The 20,242-nt window shown below is 71.4% G+C and carries 19 protein-coding genes and 1 tRNA gene; 16 read left to right on the top strand and 4 right to left on the bottom strand.

Annotated features, from left to right (window positions below):
• Complete coding sequence (locus tag M3147_RS06765; protein ID WP_251202713.1) at positions 1–1,668, bottom strand: ABC transporter substrate-binding protein; 1,668 nt, start codon at positions 1,666–1,668, stop codon at positions 1–3.
• A 73-nt stretch (positions 1,669–1,741) separates the two neighbouring features.
• Here M3147_RS06765 and M3147_RS06760 point away from each other — a divergent pair, with 73 nt between their 5' ends.
• The 5 genes from M3147_RS06760 to ndk all read left to right on the top strand — a co-directional run bounded on the left by M3147_RS06760 (position 1,742) and on the right by ndk (position 8,101).
• Positions 1,742–2,416, top strand: coding sequence for a TetR/AcrR family transcriptional regulator (locus M3147_RS06760; RefSeq protein WP_251202712.1), 675 nt, complete (start codon positions 1,742–1,744; stop codon positions 2,414–2,416).
• A 216-nt stretch (positions 2,417–2,632) separates the two neighbouring features.
• The gene (gene ileS, locus M3147_RS06755) at positions 2,633–5,938 is read left to right on the top strand and encodes an isoleucine--tRNA ligase (RefSeq protein WP_285873651.1); all 3,306 of its coding nucleotides are present in this window, start codon (positions 2,633–2,635) and stop codon (positions 5,936–5,938) included.
• A complete protein-coding gene (locus tag M3147_RS06750; RefSeq protein ID WP_251202711.1) occupies positions 5,935–7,311 on the top strand; it encodes a bifunctional folylpolyglutamate synthase/dihydrofolate synthase in 1,377 nt (458 codons plus the stop codon). Before ileS ends, M3147_RS06750 begins: the two co-directional genes overlap by 4 nt.
• On the top strand, positions 7,299–7,682 hold the full coding sequence (locus M3147_RS06745) for a DUF4233 domain-containing protein (RefSeq protein WP_251202710.1): 384 nt from the start codon (positions 7,299–7,301) through the stop codon (positions 7,680–7,682). The genes M3147_RS06750 and M3147_RS06745 overlap by 13 nt, the downstream gene beginning before the upstream one ends.
• Positions 7,679–8,101, top strand: coding sequence for a nucleoside-diphosphate kinase (ndk, locus tag M3147_RS06740; RefSeq protein WP_251202709.1), 423 nt, complete (start codon positions 7,679–7,681; stop codon positions 8,099–8,101). Before M3147_RS06745 ends, ndk begins: the two co-directional genes overlap by 4 nt.
• Before the next feature lie 75 nt (positions 8,102–8,176).
• Here ndk and M3147_RS06735 read toward each other — a convergent pair whose 3' ends face one another.
• Entirely contained in the window at positions 8,177–8,803 is a 627-nt protein-coding gene (locus M3147_RS06735; RefSeq protein ID WP_251202708.1) for a vitamin K epoxide reductase family protein, read from the bottom strand.
• Positions 8,804–9,098: 295 nt separating this feature from the next.
• Here M3147_RS06735 and M3147_RS06730 point away from each other — a divergent pair, with 295 nt between their 5' ends.
• Positions 9,099–11,759 carry an Rne/Rng family ribonuclease gene (locus M3147_RS06730; protein ID WP_251202707.1) on the top strand — a complete coding sequence of 887 codons (2,661 nt, stop codon included), beginning with the start codon at positions 9,099–9,101 and terminating at the stop codon, positions 11,757–11,759.
• Between the two features lie 6 nt (positions 11,760–11,765).
• Here M3147_RS06730 and M3147_RS06725 read toward each other — a convergent pair whose 3' ends face one another.
• A complete protein-coding gene (locus tag M3147_RS06725; protein ID WP_251202706.1) occupies positions 11,766–12,050 on the bottom strand; it encodes a DUF4031 domain-containing protein in 285 nt (94 codons plus the stop codon).
• 244 nt (positions 12,051–12,294) lie between these two features.
• Here M3147_RS06725 and rplU point away from each other — a divergent pair, with 244 nt between their 5' ends.
• The 10 genes from rplU to M3147_RS06675 all read left to right on the top strand — a co-directional run bounded on the left by rplU (position 12,295) and on the right by M3147_RS06675 (position 19,087).
• Positions 12,295–12,603, top strand: coding sequence for a 50S ribosomal protein L21 (gene rplU, locus M3147_RS06720; protein WP_189084975.1), 309 nt, complete (start codon positions 12,295–12,297; stop codon positions 12,601–12,603).
• A gap of 27 nt (positions 12,604–12,630) precedes the next feature.
• On the top strand, positions 12,631–12,888 hold the full coding sequence (gene rpmA, locus M3147_RS06715; protein ID WP_189084976.1) for a 50S ribosomal protein L27: 258 nt from the start codon (positions 12,631–12,633) through the stop codon (positions 12,886–12,888).
• An 83-nt stretch (positions 12,889–12,971) separates the two neighbouring features.
• Positions 12,972–14,480: a GTPase ObgE gene (gene obgE / locus M3147_RS06710; protein WP_251202705.1), complete on the top strand. Its 1,509-nt coding sequence runs from the start codon at positions 12,972–12,974 to the stop codon at positions 14,478–14,480.
• Positions 14,477–15,295 (top strand): glutamate 5-kinase, encoded by an 819-nt coding sequence (gene proB, locus M3147_RS06705; RefSeq protein ID WP_251202704.1) that lies wholly within the window; start codon positions 14,477–14,479, stop codon positions 15,293–15,295. Before obgE ends, proB begins: the two co-directional genes overlap by 4 nt.
• 9 nt (positions 15,296–15,304) lie before the next feature.
• Positions 15,305–16,567, top strand: coding sequence for a glutamate-5-semialdehyde dehydrogenase (locus tag M3147_RS06700; protein WP_251202703.1), 1,263 nt, complete (start codon positions 15,305–15,307; stop codon positions 16,565–16,567).
• 82 nt (positions 16,568–16,649) lie between these two features.
• Positions 16,650–16,856: a hypothetical protein gene (locus tag M3147_RS06695; protein ID WP_251202702.1), complete on the top strand. Its 207-nt coding sequence runs from the start codon at positions 16,650–16,652 to the stop codon at positions 16,854–16,856.
• An 11-nt stretch (positions 16,857–16,867) separates the two neighbouring features.
• Complete coding sequence (gene nadD / locus M3147_RS06690) at positions 16,868–17,464, top strand: nicotinate-nucleotide adenylyltransferase (protein ID WP_251202701.1); 597 nt, start codon at positions 16,868–16,870, stop codon at positions 17,462–17,464.
• Complete coding sequence (locus M3147_RS06685) at positions 17,461–18,480, top strand: hypothetical protein (protein ID WP_251202700.1); 1,020 nt, start codon at positions 17,461–17,463, stop codon at positions 18,478–18,480. Before nadD ends, M3147_RS06685 begins: the two co-directional genes overlap by 4 nt.
• 45 nt (positions 18,481–18,525) lie before the next feature.
• Positions 18,526–18,921, top strand: coding sequence for a ribosome silencing factor (gene rsfS / locus M3147_RS06680; protein ID WP_251202699.1), 396 nt, complete (start codon positions 18,526–18,528; stop codon positions 18,919–18,921).
• A gap of 90 nt (positions 18,922–19,011) precedes the next feature.
• A tRNA-Ala gene (locus tag M3147_RS06675) sits at positions 19,012–19,087 on the top strand.
• A 96-nt stretch (positions 19,088–19,183) separates the two neighbouring features.
• Here M3147_RS06675 and M3147_RS06670 read toward each other — a convergent pair.
• Complete coding sequence (locus M3147_RS06670) at positions 19,184–20,230, bottom strand: hypothetical protein (RefSeq protein WP_251202698.1); 1,047 nt, start codon at positions 20,228–20,230, stop codon at positions 19,184–19,186.
• Positions 20,231–20,242: the final 12 nt, after the last annotated feature.

The raw sequence follows: 20,242 nt of genomic DNA, 5'->3' as shown, positions 1-20,242 counted from the left end.
TCAGTCGGCGAGCCAGGCGTCGGCGAACCACGGAGTCGACACCGTCGGCAGCGCCCGGGCGCCCTGCACCGCATCGCGGTGCAGGTACTGGTTCTGCTGGTCGTACAGCGGCAGGGCGTAGAAGCCCTCGAGGATGATCCGCTGCGCGGCCTCGTAGTCGGCGGCACGTTCGGCCGGGTCCGACGCGGAGGCGGCCTCGGTGAGGAGCGCGTCGAGCTCGGGGTTCGAGAGCTGCGCGAGGTTCGCGAAGTAGCCGCTCGGCGCCGGAACGATGCTGTCGCTGTGGTACAGGATGCGCAGCACGTCGGGGCCGATCTTCGTGTACGGCGCGCTCACGAGCTCGTACTCGTGGGCGAACAGCGCGCCGTACCAGCTGGACAGGTCGAGCGGCTCGAGCTGCACCTCGAAGCCGGCCTCCTTCGCGGTGGCCTGGATCTGCTCGAACAGCGACTGTTCGGCCGGGATCGACTGGTTCGTCGAGACGGGGAAGCGCAGCACGAGGCGTGCGCCGTCCTTGGTGCGGATGCCGTCGGCGCCCTTCGCGGACCAGCCGGCCTCGTCGAGGAGTGCGTTCGCCGCGTCGAGGTCCGGCTCGAACAGGGTCGGGTCGGAGTAGGCGAGCGGCTCGACGCTGGAGAGCACCGAGTGGCTCCGGTCGGCCGTGCCGAAGAAGAGGCTGTCGATGCCGGCGTCGACCTGGACGGCGCGGATGAACGCCTCGCGCACCCGCTCGTCGTCGAAGGGCGCCTGCCCGGAGTTCAGCTCGATCCGGTTCGAGGCGCCCGGGCGCGGAGCATCGATCTCGACGAGGCCGTCCGCGCCTTCGCGCGCCTGGCGGAGCGCGTCGGGCTGGGCGTTGTCGATCACGTCGACCTGGCCGGCCTGGAGCGCCGCGTACCGGGAGGCGGCATCCGGGAGGAACCGCCACTCGATCGCTTCGAGGTAGGCGGCCCCGTCCCGGCCGCGGTCGGCCGGACCGCCGCGATAGTCCTCGTTGCGGACGAGGGAGACGTGGTCCTGGGGCACCCAGGCGTCGACGACGAAGGGACCGGAGCCGATCGGCGCCCGGCAGTTCTCCTCCATGCCGCGGGCGAGGCCGGCCGGCGACTCCATCGCGGTCCACGGCTGGGCGAGCGACTCGAGCAGCGCGCTGTCGGGAGCGGTCAGGTGGAAGCGCGCTGTGGTCTCGTCGACGACCTCGACCGAAGCGACCTTGCCGACGGCCAGGTAGCCGGTCGAGGACTGGGTCGCCGGGTCCTGCAGGTGCTCGACGTTCGCCTTCACCGCTGCAGCGTCGAACGGCGTGCCGTCCGTGAACACGATGTCGTCGCGGAGGGTGAAGTCCCAGCTCAGGCCGTCATCGCTCGTCGTCCACGCCTCGGCGAGCCAGGGGATGACCTGGCGGTCCTCGTCGAGCGAGACGAGCGACTCGAGCACCTGACCGGCGAGGAGGGCCTGCGGGTAGTTGCCGCCGACGTGCGGGTCGAGGCAGTCCGGCTCCGCGTCGCCCGTCGCGTAGACGAGGGTGCCGCCGGGCTTCGGCGTCGAGGAGGCGTCGCCCGGGTCGGCCGCGGTGCACCCGGCGAGGGCGAGGGCCGCGACGGCGGCGAGGGGGAGAGCGAGTCTGGCGGCGGCGCGGGCGCCTGGGCGTCGGCTGGTGGCGGGCATGCGCGAGTGGGCTCCTGAACGACGGACGAGGGAATGGTCGGACGAGTTTCGGTACTCAGTCCATAATGAGTCTATGACGAAATCGAGCGCCCCCGGCACGGCGAGGGGAAGCGGGCCCGCCGCCGCGGCCTCCGCCCGCGGTGGGCGACCCCGCGCGTCGTCCCGGCGCACGCTCGAGGATGCCGCGGGGGAGCTGTTCCTCGAGCGTGGGTACGCGCGCACCACGATCGACCAGATCGCCCAGCGCGCCGGCGTCGGACGGAACACCTTCTTCAACTACTTCGCCACGAAGTCGGATCTGCTCTGGCTCGACGTCGACGACACCCTGCGCGCGGTCCCGGAGGTGCTCGAGGAGGTGCCGGCGGGGCTCGCCCCGAGCGACGCCCTCCGCGAGGCGATGCTCGGCCTGGCCGCGCGGCACCCGCACCGCGGCATCCCGCTCGCGCTCAGCCAGCGCGAGACCATCGGCGCGGAGGCGGAGTTCCGGGCCTCCGGCCTCGAGCGCTTCCTCGGCGTCGCGGAGCAGCTGAGCGTGTTCCTCGCCGACCGCGCCGGGCGCACCCCGAACGATCCGCTCGTGCGCGCCGCAGCCGGCGCGACCGTCGCCGCGCTCGTGAGCGGCGCGTCGGGGTGGGCGCTCGCCGGCGTCGAGCGCGGCGCGCTCGTCGACGCCGTCCGCACGGCGGTCGAACCCGTGTCCCGGGGGTACGCCCCCGTCCTCGACGCGGCCCCGCCCGCGACCCGGTAGACTCGACGCAACGACTGCGATCCGGCCATCACCGGGGAGTCTCCGGAAGAACGCCGCGGGCCCGCCCACGGTCAGTAGAACCGGACGGGACCAGCCCGTCACAGCTGAAGAGCGAGCGGTCGCACCCACGGCGGGTGCGGCAAGCGGGGTGGTACCGCGGTGGCGTTCGAGGAACGCGCCGTCCTCGTGACCAGGAGATCACTGCAGGAGCGAGCGTTGTACCCCAAGGGTCAGGACCCCGAGTCATCCGTCACGCCGTCGCCGTCGTTCCCGGCGGTCGAGCAGGAGGTGCTCGCCTTCTGGAAGGCCGACCGCACCTTCCAGGCCTCGATCGACGAGCGTGAGGGCGCCCCCGAGTGGGTCTTCTACGACGGCCCGCCGTTCGCGAACGGCCTGCCGCACTACGGCCACCTCCTCACCGGCTACGCGAAGGACGTGTTCCCGCGCTTCCAGACGATGCGCGGCAAGCAAGTGCACCGCCGCTTCGGCTGGGACACGCACGGCCTGCCCGCCGAGCTCGAGGCCGAGCGTCAGCTCGGCATCACCGACAAGAGCCAGATCGAGGAGATGGGCATCGCGGCCTTCAACGAGGCCGCGCGCTCCTCGGTGCTCCGCTACACGAAGGAGTGGGAGGAGTACGTCACCCGGCAGGCCCGTTGGGTCGACTTCGAGCACGACTACAAGACCCTCGACACCGGCTTCATGGAGTCCGTGGTGTGGGCGTTCAAAACGCTGCACGACAAGGGGCTCGCCTACGAGGGCTACCGCGTGCTGCCGTACTGCTGGCGCGACCAGACGCCGCTCTCCAACCACGAGCTGCGCATGGACGACGACGTCTACAAGATGCGCCAGGACCAGACCGTGACGGTCACCTTCCCGCTCACGGGCGCGAAGGCCGAGGCGCTCGGGCTCACCGCCGTGCGCGCCCTCGCCTGGACCACCACGCCGTGGACGCTGCCGACGAACTTCGCGCTCGCGGTCGGCCCCGACATCGAGTACGCCGTGGTGCCCGCCGGCCCCGCCGGCACGCCCGACGCCACCGTGCTGCGCGAGGCCGCCGAGGGTGCCGCCCCGGCGCCCGAGGTGCTCGGCGGCGAGTACCTGATCGCGGTCGACCTCGTCGGCAACTACGCGAAGGAGCTCGGCTACGAGAGTGCGGAGGAGGCCAGGGCCGCAGTGAGCCGCACCGTGCGCGGTGCCGAGCTCGAGGGCATCAGCTACGACCGGCTCTTCGACTACTACGCCGACGTCGAGGCCTGGGGGCTGGAACACGCGTGGCAGATCCTCGTCGCCGACTACGTCACGACCGAGGACGGCACGGGCATCGTCCACCAGGCGCCCGCGTACGGCGAGGAGGACCAGAAGGTCTGCGAGGCCGCCGGCATCCCGGTGGTCATCTCCCTCGACGACGCCGGGCGCTTCCTTCCGGAAGTGAGCGACGTCGCCGGGCAGCTCTGGAGCGACGCGAACAAGCCGCTCACGCAGCTCCTGAAGGCCGAGGGGCGGCTGCTCCGCCAGGCGAGCTACGAGCACTCGTACCCGCACTGCTGGCGCTGCCGGAACCCGCTCATCTACAAGGCCGTCTCGAGCTGGTTCATCCGCGTGCCCGAGTTCCGCGACCGCATGGGCGAGCTCAACCAGGAGATCACCTGGGTGCCCGAGAACGTGAAGGACGGGCAGTTCGGCAAGTGGGTCGCCGGCGCGCGCGACTGGTCGGTCAGCCGCAACCGGTACTTCGGTTCGCCGATCCCCGTGTGGAAGAGCGACGACCCCGCGTACCCACGCACCGACGTGTACGGCTCGCTGGAGGAGATGGAGCGCGACTTCGGCCGCCTGCCGACGAACGCGGCGGGCGAGCCCGATCTGCACCGGCCGTACATCGACGAGCTCACCCGGCCGAACCCCGACGACCCGACGGGGCGGAGCACGATGCGGCGCATCCCCGACGTGCTCGACGTCTGGTTCGACTCCGGCTCGATGCCCTTCGCCCAGGTGCACTACCCGTTCGAGAACCGCGAGTGGTTCGACACGCACCACCCGGCCGACTTCATCGTCGAGTACATCGGGCAGACCCGCGGCTGGTTCTACGTCATGCACGTGCTCTCGACCGCGCTCTTCGACCGTCCCGCGTACCGCAACGTAGTGAGCCACGGGATCGTGCTCGGCAGCGACGGGCAGAAGATGTCGAAGTCGCTGCGCAACTACCCCGACGTGAACGAGGTCTTCGACCGCGACGGCTCCGACGCGATGCGCTGGTTCCTGATGTCGAGCTCCGTGCTGCGCGGCGGGAACCTCGTCGTCACGGAGGAGGGCATCCGCGAGGGCGTCCGCCAGCTGATGCTGCCGCTCTGGAGCACCTGGTACTTCTTCTCGCTGTACGCCAACACTGCGCGTGAGGGCGGCTACGAGGCATCCCGCTCGACCGCGTCGAGCGATGTGCTCGACCGCTACCTCCTCGCGAAGCTGCGCGACCTCGTCGAGGCGGTCACGGCCGACCTCGAGGCCTTCGACTCGCCGCTCGCGGCGCAGAAGCTGCGCGACTTCGGCGACGTGCTCACGAACTGGTACGTGCGCCGCTCGCGCGACCGGTTCTGGTCCGGCGTCGACGCGGACGGCGGGGGCGCCGAGGCGTTCGACACGCTGTCGACCGTGCTGGAGACGCTCACCCGACTCACTGCGCCCCTCCTCCCGCTCGTCAGCGAGCGGATCTGGAAGGACCTCACCGGCGGCCGCAGCGTGCACCTGGCCGACTGGCCCGAGGCCGAGGAGTTCCCGGCCGATCCCGACCTCGTCGCCGCGATGGACGCGGTCCGCGAGGTCACGGGCGTCGCGCTCGCGCTGCGCAAGCAGGCCGGCCGCCGGGTGCGGCTGCCGCTCGCGAAGCTCACCGTGGTCACGGCGGATGCCGCGGCGCTCGCGCCGTTCGAAGCGATCCTGCGCGACGAGCTGAACGTCAAGGCCGTCGAGATCGTCGCGCTCGCGCCTGAGAGCGCCGAGTCCTTCGGCATCGAGAAGCGGCTCACCGTGAACGCGCGCGCCGCCGGTCCGCGCCTCGGCAAGCAGGTGCAGCAGGCGATCCAGGCCGCCCGCGGCGGCGACTGGTCGGTCACGGCCGAGGGCGTCGTCGCCGGCGGCATCGCGCTCGAGCCGGGGGAGTACGAGCTCGTGCTCGAAGCCGGCGGCAGCGCAGACGGCGAGACGGCCCTCGGGCTCGTCGGCGACGGCGGCTTCGTGATGCTCGACACCGCCGTCACGCCCGAGCTCGAGGCGGAGGGCGCCGCCCGAGACCTCGTCCGCGCCGTGCAGGACGCCAGGAAGGCCGCCGGCCTCGACGTCGGCGACCGCATCCGGCTGGAGCTCCGCCTCGACGAGGCCGGCACCGCCGCGGCCGAACGTCACCTCGAGCTCATCGCCGGCGAGACGCTCGCGACGACGGTCGAGCTTCGCCCGCTGCCCGCCGGCAGCGAAGCCAAGCCGCTCGCCGGCGGCACCGTCGTCGAGTTCGGAGTGGAGCGCGCATGAGCGAGGGATACGAGGGCGACTTCGACGAGGAGGCGCGGGACGCGGCCGACGCCGTGTACGCGGCGCTGCTCGAACGCGTCGGCGAGGCGGCGCCCGAGCGCCGGCTCGGGGCGACCCGCCGCGCCGTCGAGCTCCTCGGCGACCCGCACCGCGCGGCACCGGTCATCCACCTCACGGGCACGAACGGCAAGACCTCCACGAGCCGCATGATCGCGAGCATCCTGGGCGCCTACGGGCTCCGCACCGGCATGCTCACGAGCCCGCACCTGGAGCGCTTCACCGAACGCATCCTGATCGACGGTGAACCGATCGCCGACGAGGCGATCGCACGCAACTGGAGCGAGATCGAGCCCTACCTCGCGATCGTCGACGCCGAACTCGAGGGCGCCGGCGAGCCGCCACTGACCTTCTTCGAGACGATGACGGTGCTGGCGTTCGCCTGCTTCGCGGATGCCCCGGTGGATGTCGTGGTCCTCGAGGTCGGCATGGGCGGCGAGTGGGACTCCACGAACGTCGCCGACGGCCAGGTCGCCGTGATCACCCCGATCGACCTCGACCACCAGTCGAAGCTCGGTGGGACCGTGGCCGAGATCGCGCGGACGAAGGCGGGCATCATCAAGCCTGCCGCCTCCGTCGTGTCGGCCGCGCAGCAGCCGGAGGCGCTCGCCGAGCTCCGCCGTGCCGCGGAGCTCACCGAGTCGAGCCTCGCCGTGGAAGGCGAGGCCTTCGCCGTGCTCGAGCGCCGGCCGGCCGTCGGCGGACAGCTCGTCTCGGTGCGCGGGCTCGCGGGGGAGTACCGCGATCTCGTCCTGCCGCTCTTCGGGGCGCACCAGGCTCAGAACGCGGCGGTGGCCATCGCCGCCGTCGAGGCGTTCCTCGGCGGGGGTTCGACGGGGCTCTCCGAGGAGGCGCTCCGCGACGGACTCGCCGCGGCCACGTCTCCGGGCCGGCTGCAGCGCATCGGCCAGCAGCCGACGATCCTCGTCGACGCCGCGCACAATCCGCACGGTGCGAACGCCCTCGTCTCGGCCCTCACCGAATCCTTCGACTTCGACGAACTGGTCGTGGTCTTCGGGGTCCTCGGCGACAAGGACGCCGCGGGCATCGCGCGGGAGCTGGGTGCGAGCGGCGCCGGGTTCATCGTGACCCAGCCGGACTCCGACCGGGCGCAGCCCGCCGAAGAGCTCGCTGCCGTCGTGGCCGGCGCCGTCGGCCCCGAGCGCGTGCAGCTCGCGCCCCGGCTCGACGACGCACTCGATCTCGCCCGCGAGTGGGCGGCCGAGGACGAGCGCCGCGCTGTGCTCGTCGCCGGCTCGATCGTGCTCGTCGGCCAGGCCATGGCGATCGCCGAGGACCGGGGGTGGGCGGCGTGAACTCGGTGCGCAGAAGTCTCGGCTCGATCGTGCTCGGATTCGAGACGATCGTCGTGTTCCTCGCCGCCCTCGTGCTCTGGGGCCTCACGCCGCCGGAGGGCGGTCCCTTCGGGCTGCCCGCCTGGGCCGCCCTCGTCACCGGCGGGGTCATCCTCGTCGGTCTCGTCGCCGCGATCGGCGGCCTCCGCTTCGGCTGGGGCTACGGACTCGGCTGGGCCATCCAGGTCCTCATCGTCCTCGCCGGGCTCGTGAACCCGGCGATGTACTTCGTCGGTGCGCTCTTCGGCGGCATGTGGTGGTACTGCATGGTCACCGGGGCACGGATCGACCGGGAACGTGCGGCCTACGCCGCCGGGAAGGAACAAGAATGACCACCGTCGTCGAAGAGACCCTCGTGCTGGTGAAGCCGGACGGGGTCGCCCGCAACCTCACGGGCGAGATCCTCCGTCGCATCGAGGCCAAGGGGTACTCGCTCGTCGACCTCCGCCTCGTCCAGGCCGACCGCGAACTCCTCGCGAAGCACTACGAGGAGCACGAGGGCAAGCCGTTCTACGAGCCGCTCATCGAGTTCATGCAGTCGGGCCCGACCGTCGCGTTCCGCATCGCCGGGAACCGCGTGATCGAAGGCTTCCGCTCGCTCGCCGGCACCACCGACCCGACGACGGCCGCGCCCGGCACCATCCGGGGCGACTTCGGCCGCGACTGGGGCCTGAAGGTGCAGCAGAACCTCGTGCACGGCTCCGACTCGGTCGAGTCGGCGGAGCGCGAGCTCGCCCTCTGGTTCGGCTGAGCGTTCAGGCCGACGCGAACGGCGGGGCGACGATGATCGTCGCCCCGCCGTTCGGCGCTCGCGGGTGGGCCCGGCTCAGCGGAAGAAGTTCTGCAGGTCGAGGAGGACGCGCGGGATGGCGTCCATCTGCACCTGCGCGAGGAAGATGACGATCGCGTAGCAGACGACCGTGATGAGCGGGATCCAGCCGAACCACGCGGCGGCGAGGCGCTTCACCCGGGCCGAGCCCGGGAGGTTCCCCTCGCGGAGGTTGTGCAGCGTCACCACCCAGAAGGTCGGGATCGTCACCGCCCAGGTGAGCATGCACCACGGGCAGAGCACGTCGAGCACGTAGATGCTCTGGAAGATGAGCCAGCCGACGAAGACGAGCGCGCCGGCGACGCCGACGTTGAGCCCGACCCAGAACCAGCGCGCGAAGCGGGCCCCGGCAAGGATGCCGACGGCGATCGTGATGACGACCGGCCACGCGGCTACCCCGATGAAGGGGTTCGGGAACCCGAACACGGAGCCCTGCCAGGATTCGAGGTTCGTCGCGCAGCCGACCAGCACGCCGACATTGCAGTTCGGCACGTGCGCCGGGTCGATGAGGGTGAGCACCTTCTCGACCGAGAGCTCCCAGGCGGCGAGGAGCCCGAGGGCGCCGGCGATGAGCAGGAAGACGGCGAGGCCGAACGGGCGCGTGCGGCGAGCGGAGTCGGGCATGGACGTATTCTGACACGCCCGCAGGGCGCCGAGCTGCGAGGATTCCACCTCCGCGGCGGCGACCGTGCGATAATCGGAGGGAAGTCGGTTCGGACCAGCCTGGTCCAGCGCCGGCGAAGGCTTTGAGGATGCCCAGGCATCCGAGACGCGGCGAACCCGCCGCGGAGATGTCGCGACCGAGGCGCCTGCCGCACGGTTGCAGAGAAGAATTGGCGGTCTCCCGCACGGGGGCCGCTCCGAGGAGTACGGAGGCCGGCCGACGAGGTCGGGCCACCGGTGTAGGAGTGCACCAGAGATGGTGGAAGGCAACAACGAGAACCCCACGAACGAATCCGGCCGCGGCGCCAAGCGACTCGGCGGACTCTTCGGCTCCCGACGCGGAGGCCGGCGCGCGACGCTCGTGCCCCGCGACGACGAGGCCGCGCAGGCACCGTCGCTCGGGACCGGCGAGGTCGAGGCGGCTGAAGCCGTCGAGGTGAATGCGGCGGAGCCTGCTGCGGCGCCCTCGGATCGCACGAAGGAGCGCCCCGCGCCCCACGCGTCGGATGGCACGCCGACAACGGATGCAGCGAGCGACGCGGCGGAGCCCGTCGAGGCCACGACCGGGGCGAGCGGAGCGGCCGCCGAGACGGCGACGCCGACCGCGGCCGACGAGTCGCCCGCCGACGATTCGCGCGCCGACGAGTCGCCCGAGGCCGGCCACGCGAACGAGGTCGAGGTCGCCGAGGAGCTCCGCCCGATCACCGGGCCGATCTCGACGACGTCGCTGATCTTCCGGGCACCGCCCGTGCTCGTCGTGCCGGAGCGACCGGAGCCCGACGCCGGGCCCGACGAGTCGTCGAGCGTGCGTCGACGCACCCGTCGCCGCAGCGGCGAAGACCCGCGCTCGACCGGCGACACTCCGGCGAACAACGTCGTCAAGGTGCGCAAGCCCCGTGAGCCGGAACTCATCACCGAGCCGCAGAAGGTCAAGGGATCGACCCGGCTCGAGGCGAAGAAGCAGCGCCGCCGCGACGGTCGTGACGCCGGCCGTCGGCGCGCGGTGATCACCGAGTCCGAGTTCCTCGCCCGCCGCGAGGCCGTCGATCGGCAGATGGTCGTCCGCCAGAAGGGCGGTCGCATCCAGATCGGCGTGCTCGAGGACGACGTGCTGGTCGAGCACTACGTGGCCCGCAATCAGGACGCCTCGCTCATCGGCAACGTCTACCTCGGTCGGGTGCAGAACGTGCTGCCCAGCATGGAGGCTGCGTTCGTCGACATCGGCCGCGGGCGCAACGCGGTGCTCTACTCGGGCGAAGTCGACTGGGAGGCCGCCGCCGAGAACGGCGAGAAGAACCAGCCCCGTCGCATCGAGCTCGCGTTGAAGCCGGGGGACCGCGTCCTCGTGCAGGTCACGAAGGACCCGGTCGGGCACAAGGGTGCGCGCCTCACGAGCCAGATCTCACTGCCCGGCCGGTACCTCGTCTACGTGCCGAACGGCTCGATGAACGGCATCAGCCGCAAGCTTCCCGACACCGAACGCGCCCGGCTGAAGAAGATCCTCAAGGAGGTGCTGCCCGAGAACCAGGGCGTGATCGTGCGCACCGCCGCAGAGGGGGCCACCGAGGAGCAGCTGACGCTCGACGTGAACCGCCTGATCTCGCAGTGGGCGGACATCTCGTCGACGCTCGAGAAGGTGCAGGCCCCGGCGCTGCTCCATTCCGAGCCCGACCTGCTCATCAAGATCGTCCGCGACGTCTTCAACGAGGACTTCCAGAAGATGGTGATCTCGGGCGACGAGGCCCGCGAGACCATCGAGCGCTACCTGCGGCAGGTCGCGCCCGATCTGCTCGAGCGCGTCGAGGCCTATGCCGGCGAGAAGGACGCGTTCGACGAGTTCCGCATCACCGAGCAGATCGAGAAGGCGCTCGATCGCAAGGTCTGGCTGCCCTCCGGCGGCTCGCTCGTCATCGACCGCACCGAGGCGATGACCGTCGTCGACGTCAACACGGGCAAGTTCGTCGGCTCCGGCGGAAACCTCGAGGAGACGGTGACGAAGAACAACCTCGAGGCGGCCGAGGAGATCGTCCGGCAGCTTCGGCTCCGCGACATCGGCGGCATCATCGTCGTCGACTTCATCGACATGGTCCTGGAGTCGAACCGCGACCTCGTGCTGCGCCGGCTCGTCGAGTGCCTGTCGCGCGACCGCACCAAGCACCAGGTCGCCGAGGTCACCTCGCTCGGCCTCGTCCAGATGACCCGCAAGAAGCTCGGACTGGGACTCCTCGAGTCGTTCTCCGAGCCCTGCGAGGTCTGCGCGGGCCGCGGCATCATCGTGCACCACGAGCCGGTGTTCCGGCACCGCGCCCCGCAGCAGCAGGTGGAGCGCCGGCGCGGGCGCGGCGGCAACGGCGGCGGCAACTCCGGCGGTCGCGAGCGAGAGCAGCAGTCGCAGCAGCAGCAGCCGGAAGCGAAGGCGCCCTCCGGTGGCACCCACGGCATCACCGAGGACGCGAAGCACGCCCTCGCCCAGATCGCGGCCTCCACGCTCGCCGGCGGCGAGCCGCGCGAGCCGGGGCAGGAGCAGACCGACTCCACCGCCGCCGAGCCCCGGTCGTCTCGTCGCCGAGGGCGGCGCCGTGCGAGCAGCGCTCAGCCGGGCGGCGAGTTGACCGAGCCGGCGGGCACTGCCGAGGAGGCGCGGCAGGAACGTCCGTCACGCGAGCGCACCGCCGATGCACCGTCGGCCCCGGCCGAGGCCGCTGCACCGGTCGTGCCGGTCATCGATCTCCCGGAGGCGCCGGTCCGCACGCGACCGAACCCACCGGTCGACACCGAGCATCTCCTCGACTCCGTCCTCGACGCGCTGCCCGCGCCGAAGAAGGCGGGCGAGGGCCGGGGGCGCAGCCGTCGGGTGAGCACGGCGTCGAGCGCCGGGGGCGAAGCCCCGGTGATCACCCGCCCGCAGGAGGACTGAGCCGGCTCACGCCGAGGCGCGGCGCTCCCGGCGCTCCCTCGGCGTGACCCGCAGCCCGCTCGCTCGGAGTCGGCGCACGAGCTCCCGCGGCTCGACGGGCATCGCGCCGGCGGCGACGAGCTCGTCATAGCGGTCGGCCGGGACGTCGTAGTGGTCGAGGTCGAATGCCCGCGGGGGAAGCCCGGCGCGCTCCGCGAAGGCCTGCAGCTCGGCGATCGAGGCGTCGCTCACGAGATGCGCCCACACCGTGCCGTGCTTCGGCCACAGCGGCGTGTCGATGAGGACGGTCATGCGGCCGATCCTATGCCCGCTCGCTGCCGGGGTCGCCGTTCGGCGGTGCGCGACCCGCCGGGGCCACGTGTTTGCGAGGCATTGCGGCATCCGGTAAACTCGACCGTTGGTGCCGCCGCTTATCCCGGCGTGCCCGACAGTTTTCTGGCAGTCATCACCCTTCTTTTCCCGCTGGGGCGACCGCGCAGTGACATCCCATGAGACAGACGGAGCCCCCGAGGCTCCCCGGAGTTAGGTACGAGTAGTGGTTTACGCAGTAGTGCGCGCCGGCGGTCGGCAGGAGAAGGTCGAAGTCGGCACCATCGTGACGATGGACCGCGTCAAGGCGGGCGAGGACGGCAAGGTCCAGCTCGTCCCGGTCCTCCTCGTCGACGGCGACAAGATCACCTCCGACGCCAAGTCGCTCGCGAAGGTCACGGTCACCGCCGAGGTCCTCGAGGACCTGCGCGGCCCGAAGATCGTGATCCAGAAGTTCAAGAACAAGACCGGCTACAAGAAGCGCCAGGGCCACCGTCAGGAGCTCACGCGCGTCAAGGTCACCGGCATCAAGTAACGACCAGGCTCGCAAGGAGAGACTGACATGGCACACAAAAAGGGAGCGAGCTCCACTCGCAACGGTCGTGACTCGAACGCCCAGCGCCTCGGCGTGAAGCGCTTCGGCGGCCAGGTCGTGAAGGCCGGCGAGATCATCGTCCGCCAGCGCGGCACCCACTTCCACCCCGGCGCGAACGTCGGTCGTGGCGGCGACGACACCCTGTTTGCCCTCGAGGCGGGCGCCGTCGAGTTCGGCGCGAAGGGCGGCCGCAAGGTCGTCAACATCGTGGCGGTCGGCGAATAGTCGATCGAACTATCTCGTGAGGGCGGGCTTCGGCTCGCCCTCACGTGTTTCCGAGCGAGAGCTCGGAGGGAGGATGGCGCAGCATGGTCAGCTTCGTCGATGAGGTGCGCCTGTTCCTGCGCGCCGGCCACGGCGGCAACGGCTGCGTCTCGGTCCGCCGCGAGAAGTTCAAGCCACTCGCCGGCCCCGACGGCGGCAACGGCGGCGACGGCGGCGACATCGTGCTCGTCGCCGACCCGCAGGTGACGACCCTCCTGACGTACCACGGGCGACCGCACCGCACCTCGCCGAACGGTCAGCCCGGCATGGGCGACAACCGCTCGGGCGTCACCGGGGAGGACGTCATCCTCCCCGTGCCCGTCGGCACCGTCGTGAAGGACGAGGCGGGCGAGGAGCTCGCCGACCTGGCGGAGCCCGGAATGCGCTTCGTCGCGGCGCAGGGCGGCCAGGGCGGCCTCGGCAACGCCTCGCTCGCCACGACGAAGCGCAAGGCGCCCGGTTTCGCCCTGCTCGGCACGCCCGGATTCGAGGGCGAGATCGTGCTCGAGCTGAAGACGATCGCCGACGTCGCGCTCGTCGGCTACCCGTCGGCCGGCAAGTCCAGCCTCATCGCGGCGATGTCCGCCGCACGGCCGAAGATCGCCGACTACCCGTTCACGACGCTCCATCCGAACCTCGGCGTCGTCGAGGCGGGCGACCACCGGTTCACCGTGGCCGACGTGCCGGGTCTCATCGAGGGAGCGAGCGAAGGCAAGGGCCTCGGGCTCGAGTTCCTGCGCCACGTCGAGCGGTGCTCGGCGCTGCTGCACGTCCTCGATTGCGCCACGCTCGAGCCCGGGCGCGACCCGATCAGCGACCTCGACGTCATCCTCGCCGAGCTCGCGGCCTACCCGGTCCCCGAGGGCCAGGTCCCGCTGCTCGAGCGCCCGCAGCTCATCGCCCTGAACAAGGTCGACGTGCCCGAGGCGAAGGAGCTCGCCGAGTTCGTGAAGCCCGAGCTGGAGGCCCGTGGCTACCGGGTCTTCGAGATCTCGACGGTGAGCCACGAGGGCCTTCGCGCACTCGGTTTCGCCCTCGGCGAGGTCGTCGACGAGGAGCGCGCCCGCCAGGCCGCGAAGCCGGAGCCCGAGCGGATCGTCATCCGACCGAAGGCCGTCAACGCGCCCGAGTTCGTCGTGCGCCCCGAGGGCGGCAGCTACGGCACGATCTACCGGGTCATCGGCACCAAGCCGGAGCGCTGGGTCGCGCAGACCGACTTCGCCAACGACGAGGCGGTCGGCTACCTCGCCGACCGGCTCGCCCGGCTCGGGGTGGAGGACCAGCTCGTGCGGGCGGGGGCCACCGCGGGATCCACCGTCGTGATCGGCCCGGGCTCGGGCATCGTCTTCGACTGGGAGCCGACGCTCACCTCGACCGCCGAGCTCATCACCTCGCCTCGTGGCACCGACACGCGCTTCGAAGACAGCCGCCGCGCGACCCGCGCCGAGCGTCGCAGCGACTACCACGACCGCATGGACGCGAAGGCCGAAGCCCGCGCCGAGCTCGAGCGCGAGCGGGAGGCGGGCATCTGGTCCGACGAGGAGCAGGAATGACGCCGCGTGAGCGCGGCGACGTGCCGAGCGCCGGGCGCATCGTCGTCAAAGTCGGCTCCTCGTCGATCAGCGGCGCGAACGCCGGGCAGATCGCCCCGCTCGTCGATGCACTGGCCGCAGCATACGGGCGCGGCGCCGAGGTCGTGCTCGTCTCCTCCGGCGCCATCGCGACGGGGATGCCGTACCTGAAGCTGGACGCACGCCCCGACGACCTCGCCACGCAGCAGGCCGCGGCATCCGTCGGCCAGAACCTGCTCGTCTTCCGGTACCAGCAGTCCCTCGACCGCTACGGCATCATCGCCGGCCAGGTGCTGCTCACCGCGGGAGACCTCGAGAACCCGACCCACCGCTCGAACGCGCAGCGGGCCATGGAGCGGCTCCTCGGGCTCCGCATCCTGCCCATCGTGAACGAGAACGACACCGTCGCCACCCACGAGATCCGCTTCGGCGACAACGACCGGCTCGCGGCGCTCGTCGCGCAGTTGATCGGCGCGGAGCTCCTGGTGCTGCTCTCCGACGTGGATGCGCTCTACACCAAGCCCCCGCACCTCCCCGGCGCCGAGCGGATCGCCCGCGTCGCCTTCGGGGACGTGCTCGACGGGGTCGAGATCGGCTCCGTGGGCCGCGCGGGTGTCGGCACGGGCGGCGCCGAGACGAAGGTCTCGGCCGCACGCATCGCCGCGGAGTCCGGAACCTCGGTGCTGATCACGGCGACGCCGCTCGTCGACCGTGCGCTCGCCGGCGACGACGTCGGCACCTGGTTCGACCCGGCCCCGACCCGTCATACGGCCCCCGAGGGGCACGCCCTCGCCTAGGCTTGGGGCATGTCCGATCTCGATCTCTCGGTGCTCGACCGACGTTTCGCTGCGGCGAACGCGGCCTCGCGCGCGCTCGGCCGCGCCACCACCAGCACGAAGGACGGCGCGCTCGAACAGGTCTCCCGCCTGCTCCGCGACCGGGCCGACGAGATCGTGGCGGCGAACGCGGGCGACCTCGATGCCGGCCGCGAGCAGGGCCTGTCCTCGGGGCTGCTCGACCGGCTCACCCTCGACGCGCGGCGCATCGGCGCCATCGCCGACGCCGTCCTCGAGGTGATCGCGCTCGACGACCCCGTCGGCGAGTCGGTGAGCGGTCGCTCGCTGCCGAACGGGGTCCGCGTCGACCAGGTGCGCGTCCCCCTCGGGGTCGTCGGAGCCATCTACGAGGCCCGGCCGAACGTGACGATCGACATCGCGGTGCTCGCGCTGAAGAGCGGCAATGCCGTCGTGCTCCGCGGCGGCAGCGCGGCCGAACGCACCAACGCCGTGCTCGTACAGCTGCTGCGGGACGGGCTCGAGGCCGCGGGGCTGCCCGCCGACGCCGTGCAGACCGTCGACGATTTCGGTCGCGCCGGCGCGAACCACCTCATGCAGGCGCGGGAGTACGTCGATGTGCTGATCCCGCGGGGGAGCGCCGGCCTCATCCGCGCCGTCGTCGAGCAGGCGAAGGTCCCGGTCATCGAGACGGGCGCCGGCGTCGTGCACATGTTCCTCGACGAAAGCGCCCGCGAGGACTGGTCGGTCGAGCTCGTGCACAACGCGAAGGTCCAGCGCCCGAGCGTCTGCAACGCCCTCGAGACCCTGCTCGTGCACCGTGCGGCGGCGGAGCGCCTGCTGCCGCCCGTGCTGGCCCGGCTGGAGGCCGCGGGCGTCACGGTCCACGGCGACGACCGGGTTCGCGCGCTGCGCCCCGATCTCGCACCGGTCACCGAGGAGGACTGGGCGACCGAGCATATGAGCCTCGAGCTCTCGATCGGCGTCGTCGACTCCCTCGACGATGCGCTCGACCACATCCGCCGGTACTCGACGAAGCACACCGAGTCGATCGTCACCAACGACCTCGCGAACGCGGAGCGGTTCCTCGACGAGGTGGATGCCGCGGCGGTCATGGTGAACGCCTCGACCCGCTTCACGGACGGTGCGGAGTTCGGCTTCGGCGCGGAGGTCGGCATCTCCACGCAGAAGCTGCACGCGCGCGGGCCGATGGGACTCCCGCAGCTGACGAGCACGAAGTGGCTGGTCCGGGGCGCGGGGCACGTGCGCGCCTGAACCCTCGATCGTCCCTCGCACTCGGTAGACTGACCGGAGCGCTCCGTGCGAACCTCGCGCGGGCTACGAAAGGAATCCACGAATGAGCCTGATGGCCGTTGTTTTCGCCGAGACGGTGCACGCGCGGGAGCTCCCCGTCGAGACCTACGTGTACGGGCTCATCGCGCTCATCGTGTTCTTCGCGCTCGGCATCGTGACCTACTCGTACCGCGATGTGGCGAACCGCCACCGTTCGAAGGCCGAGGCGTATGCGAAGCGCCACGGCGGGAGCGAGCACGGCGGCCACTGAGGGGCGCACCGATGAGCGGTGATCGCCGCCCCAGAGTGGGGGTCATGGGCGGAACCTTCGACCCGATCCACCACGGACACCTGGTGGCGGCGAGCGAGGTCGCCCAGTCGTTCGATCTCGACGAGGTCGTGTTCGTCCCGACGGGGGAGCCGACCTACAAGACCGTGGTCACGCCGGCCGAGCACCGCTATCTCATGACGGTGGTCGCGACCGCCTCGAATCCGCGGTTCACCGTGAGCCGGGTCGACCTCGACCGGGGCAAGCCGACCTACACGATCGACACCCTCCGGGACATCCGGGCGCAACGCCCCGACGCCGATCTGTTCTTCATCTCCGGGGCCGACGCGATCGCGCAGATCCTCTCGTGGAAGGACGTCTCGGAGCTCTGGGAGCTCGCTCATTTCGTCGCGGTCACGCGACCCGGGCATGTGCTCTCCGTGAGCGACCTCCCGGCGCAGGACGTAAGCTTGTTGGAGGTTCCGGCCCTGTCGATCTCCTCGACCGACTGCCGAGACCGAGTCAACCGGGGATTCCCGGTGTGGTATCTGGTGCCCGACGGTGTCGTGCAGTACATCTCGAAGCACCATCTGTATCGGAGTGTCGAATGACGTCGCAGGAACCGCCGCTGACCCGGCGCGAGGCGCGCGAGCGCGAGCGACGGCTGCAGGAGCAGGCCGCCGGGGGCGCCGAGCGCGCCGCCGATGCGGAGCCCGCCGCCGCGGCATCCGGACCGATCGCGTCGGATGCGCCGCAGGAACGCCCCGCTCCGACGCAGGCGGCCGTGCCCGCTCCGCCGCAGCGGGTGGTGCAGACCGCGCCGAGCGCATTCGCCCCGCCGCCGAGCCGGGATGCCGCGGGCGGGGCGAGCCCGGCCGCACCGCGGCCCGCCGGCGGGCCGGAGTCGGCCCGCAAGACCCCGGAACGCACCCTGACCCGCCGTGAACTCCGGGCCATGCTCGACACCCATCAGCTCGACGAGGTCGACGACGCGGAGGCGATCGACGACCCGGCGCCCGCACGCCCCGCCGCCGCGCCGACGAACACGCCTGCGCCGACGAAGGCGCCTGCGCCGACGAAGGCACCGAAGGCCGATCCCGTGCCGACCCCGCGCCAGGACGACGCGCCCGTCGAGCCGGCGGCCAATACGGGCCATTGGAGCCTCCAGATGGCCGCCGATGACGAAGATCAGGCGGAACCGTTCGATCAGTTGCTGAGCCGTGGTGGCGTCTCCAGGGGCGTCCCCACCACGACGAACGCGCTCATCCTGCCGTCGCTGCCCGACGGCGCGACGATCATGCCGCCGGCCGCCGCGGGTGACGACGTCATCGTCACCGGCTCGATCGACCTGCCCCGCAGCTACGGCGCGACCGGCGTGCACCCGAGCCAGGTCGACTCGTCCGACATCGACCGGCTCCTCGATCACGTCGAGGACGCCGCGACCGCGGGCGTCGCCCCGGTCTCCGCGACCAAGGCGATCAGCACGCAGACGACCTCCAAGCAGATGATGGCTCCGCCCAAGAAGGACGGCGCGAGCGTGCCGCTCGTGCTCGCCATCACCGCGGGCGTCCTCGCGCTCGGCGTCGTCGCCACTCTGGTCATCGGCGCGGTCTTCAGGCTGTTCTGAGCCGACCATGTCCATCCGTCCCATCACTGCTTCGAAAGCGAGCGCATGACCGCTTCTCAACACGCCCACGATCTTCTGGCCGTCGCCGTCCGTGCGGCGGACGCCAAGGGCGGTGAGGACTTCGTCGCACTCGACGTGTCGGAGCAGTCGCCCTTCACCGATGTCTTCCTGCTCGTCACCGGATCCTCCGAGCGCAACGTGGTCGCGATCTCCGAGGGCATCGAGGACGCCCTGCTCGAGGCCGGTTCCCGCACGCTCCGCCGCGAGGGCCGTGACGGTGGACGCTGGGTGCTCATCGATTTCGGCGACCTCGTCGTGCACGTCTTCCACGGTGAGGAGCGGATGTACTACGGCCTCGAGCGGCTCTGGCTCGACTGCCCGGCCATCCCCGTGGCCGATCTCGTGCCGCACGCGCCCGGCGCCCCCGCAGCGGGGGAGTGAGGCCCGCTCGGATTCGCGAGCGCGCCGAAGGTGGTGTAATCTGAATCTGTTGCCGCGAGAGCGGGAGCACCGAGGGGCGAGAGTCCCAACGGGTCTGTGGCGCAGCTGGTAGCGCACCTGCATGGCATGCAGGGGGTCAGGGGTTCGAGTCCCCTCAGATCCACCATCACCCCCGGACTTCTGCTGAAGTCCGGGGGTTTTCTCGTGTCGGGGCTTTCTCGTGTCGGGGTTTTCTCGTCTCCGACCGACCGCGCAGGCGCGCTCAGACCGCCGGGTAGTCCGAGGCCGCGTAGCGGACGTCGGGATCGGTGTCCGAGGTCTGCAGCACCACCTCGAAGCTCGCTCCCCACCAGCTCGGACTCGTCGCCGACACGTTGACGAACTGCTCCCCGGTTCGCACCCGCGAGTGCCGAACGGTGACCGCTACGCCGTCCGGGCTTCGCACCTCGAGCTCGGTGGCGCCCCACTCGTCGACGACGGGCTCGCCCGTCTCCCAGCCGGCGCTGGTGAGCGAGCGGGCGAGTGCGCTGAAGTCGGGTGGGCCGGAGACCTCATGGACGAAACGCACGTCGAGCGCGTAGCAGGCCGTCGCGGCCGTCATCCACGGGCACTGACGGGACGAGGTAGCGCGGGCCTCCGCACCGGTCCAATCGCTCGGCGCGATGAGCGTGCGAACCTCGGACAGCGCGCGCTGCGTCGTCTCGTATCGTTGACGGTCGAGCTCGTCGCGGGTGGCGCGGTCCCGCGCTTCGACCACCGCGGCGGTGTCTCCGTCCGCGTCCACGGCGGAGGACTGGAGCTGGACTCCGGCCACGCAGCTCGCCGCGAGCACGGCCGGGATGACGAAGGCGGCGGCCCAGGCGACGACCACGCCCGCGCGCTGCCCCCGCTCGGGCGCCGGATCATCGGTTCGCGGCCGCGGCGTGCGCATCAGCACGATGGTGAGGATGGCGAGCCAGGAGGCCACCGCCACCGCTGCGCCCCCGAACATGAGCGCGGTCTCGATGACGGACGGCAGGCGCTCACCCGTCATCGCGTTGAGGATCGACGGCAACGGCGCGCTGTCCGTGGCCCCCGGCATCGCGGCGCCGACGCAGAACCATCCCCACCAGACGAGGAAGAGGAGTGGAACGATCGAGAGCGGGACTTGCCGAACCCCCTGCCTCCGGAGGAGGAAGCGGGGGAGGGCGCCCAGCAGTGCCGTCCCGGGGACGAGGACCACGGAAGCCGGAATCAGCACTAGGCTTTCCCAGCCGCCGTTGCCGAACAGCCCGTGCAGGCAGACGAACGCCGGAACGAGCCAGTTCATCCACGGCCAGAT

The sequence above is a fragment of the Agromyces mediolanus genome (assembly GCF_023715325.1).
Lineage (GTDB): Bacteria > Actinomycetota > Actinomycetes > Actinomycetales > Microbacteriaceae > Agromyces > Agromyces mediolanus_A.
This window is presented reverse-complemented; position numbering and strand designations above follow the sequence as displayed.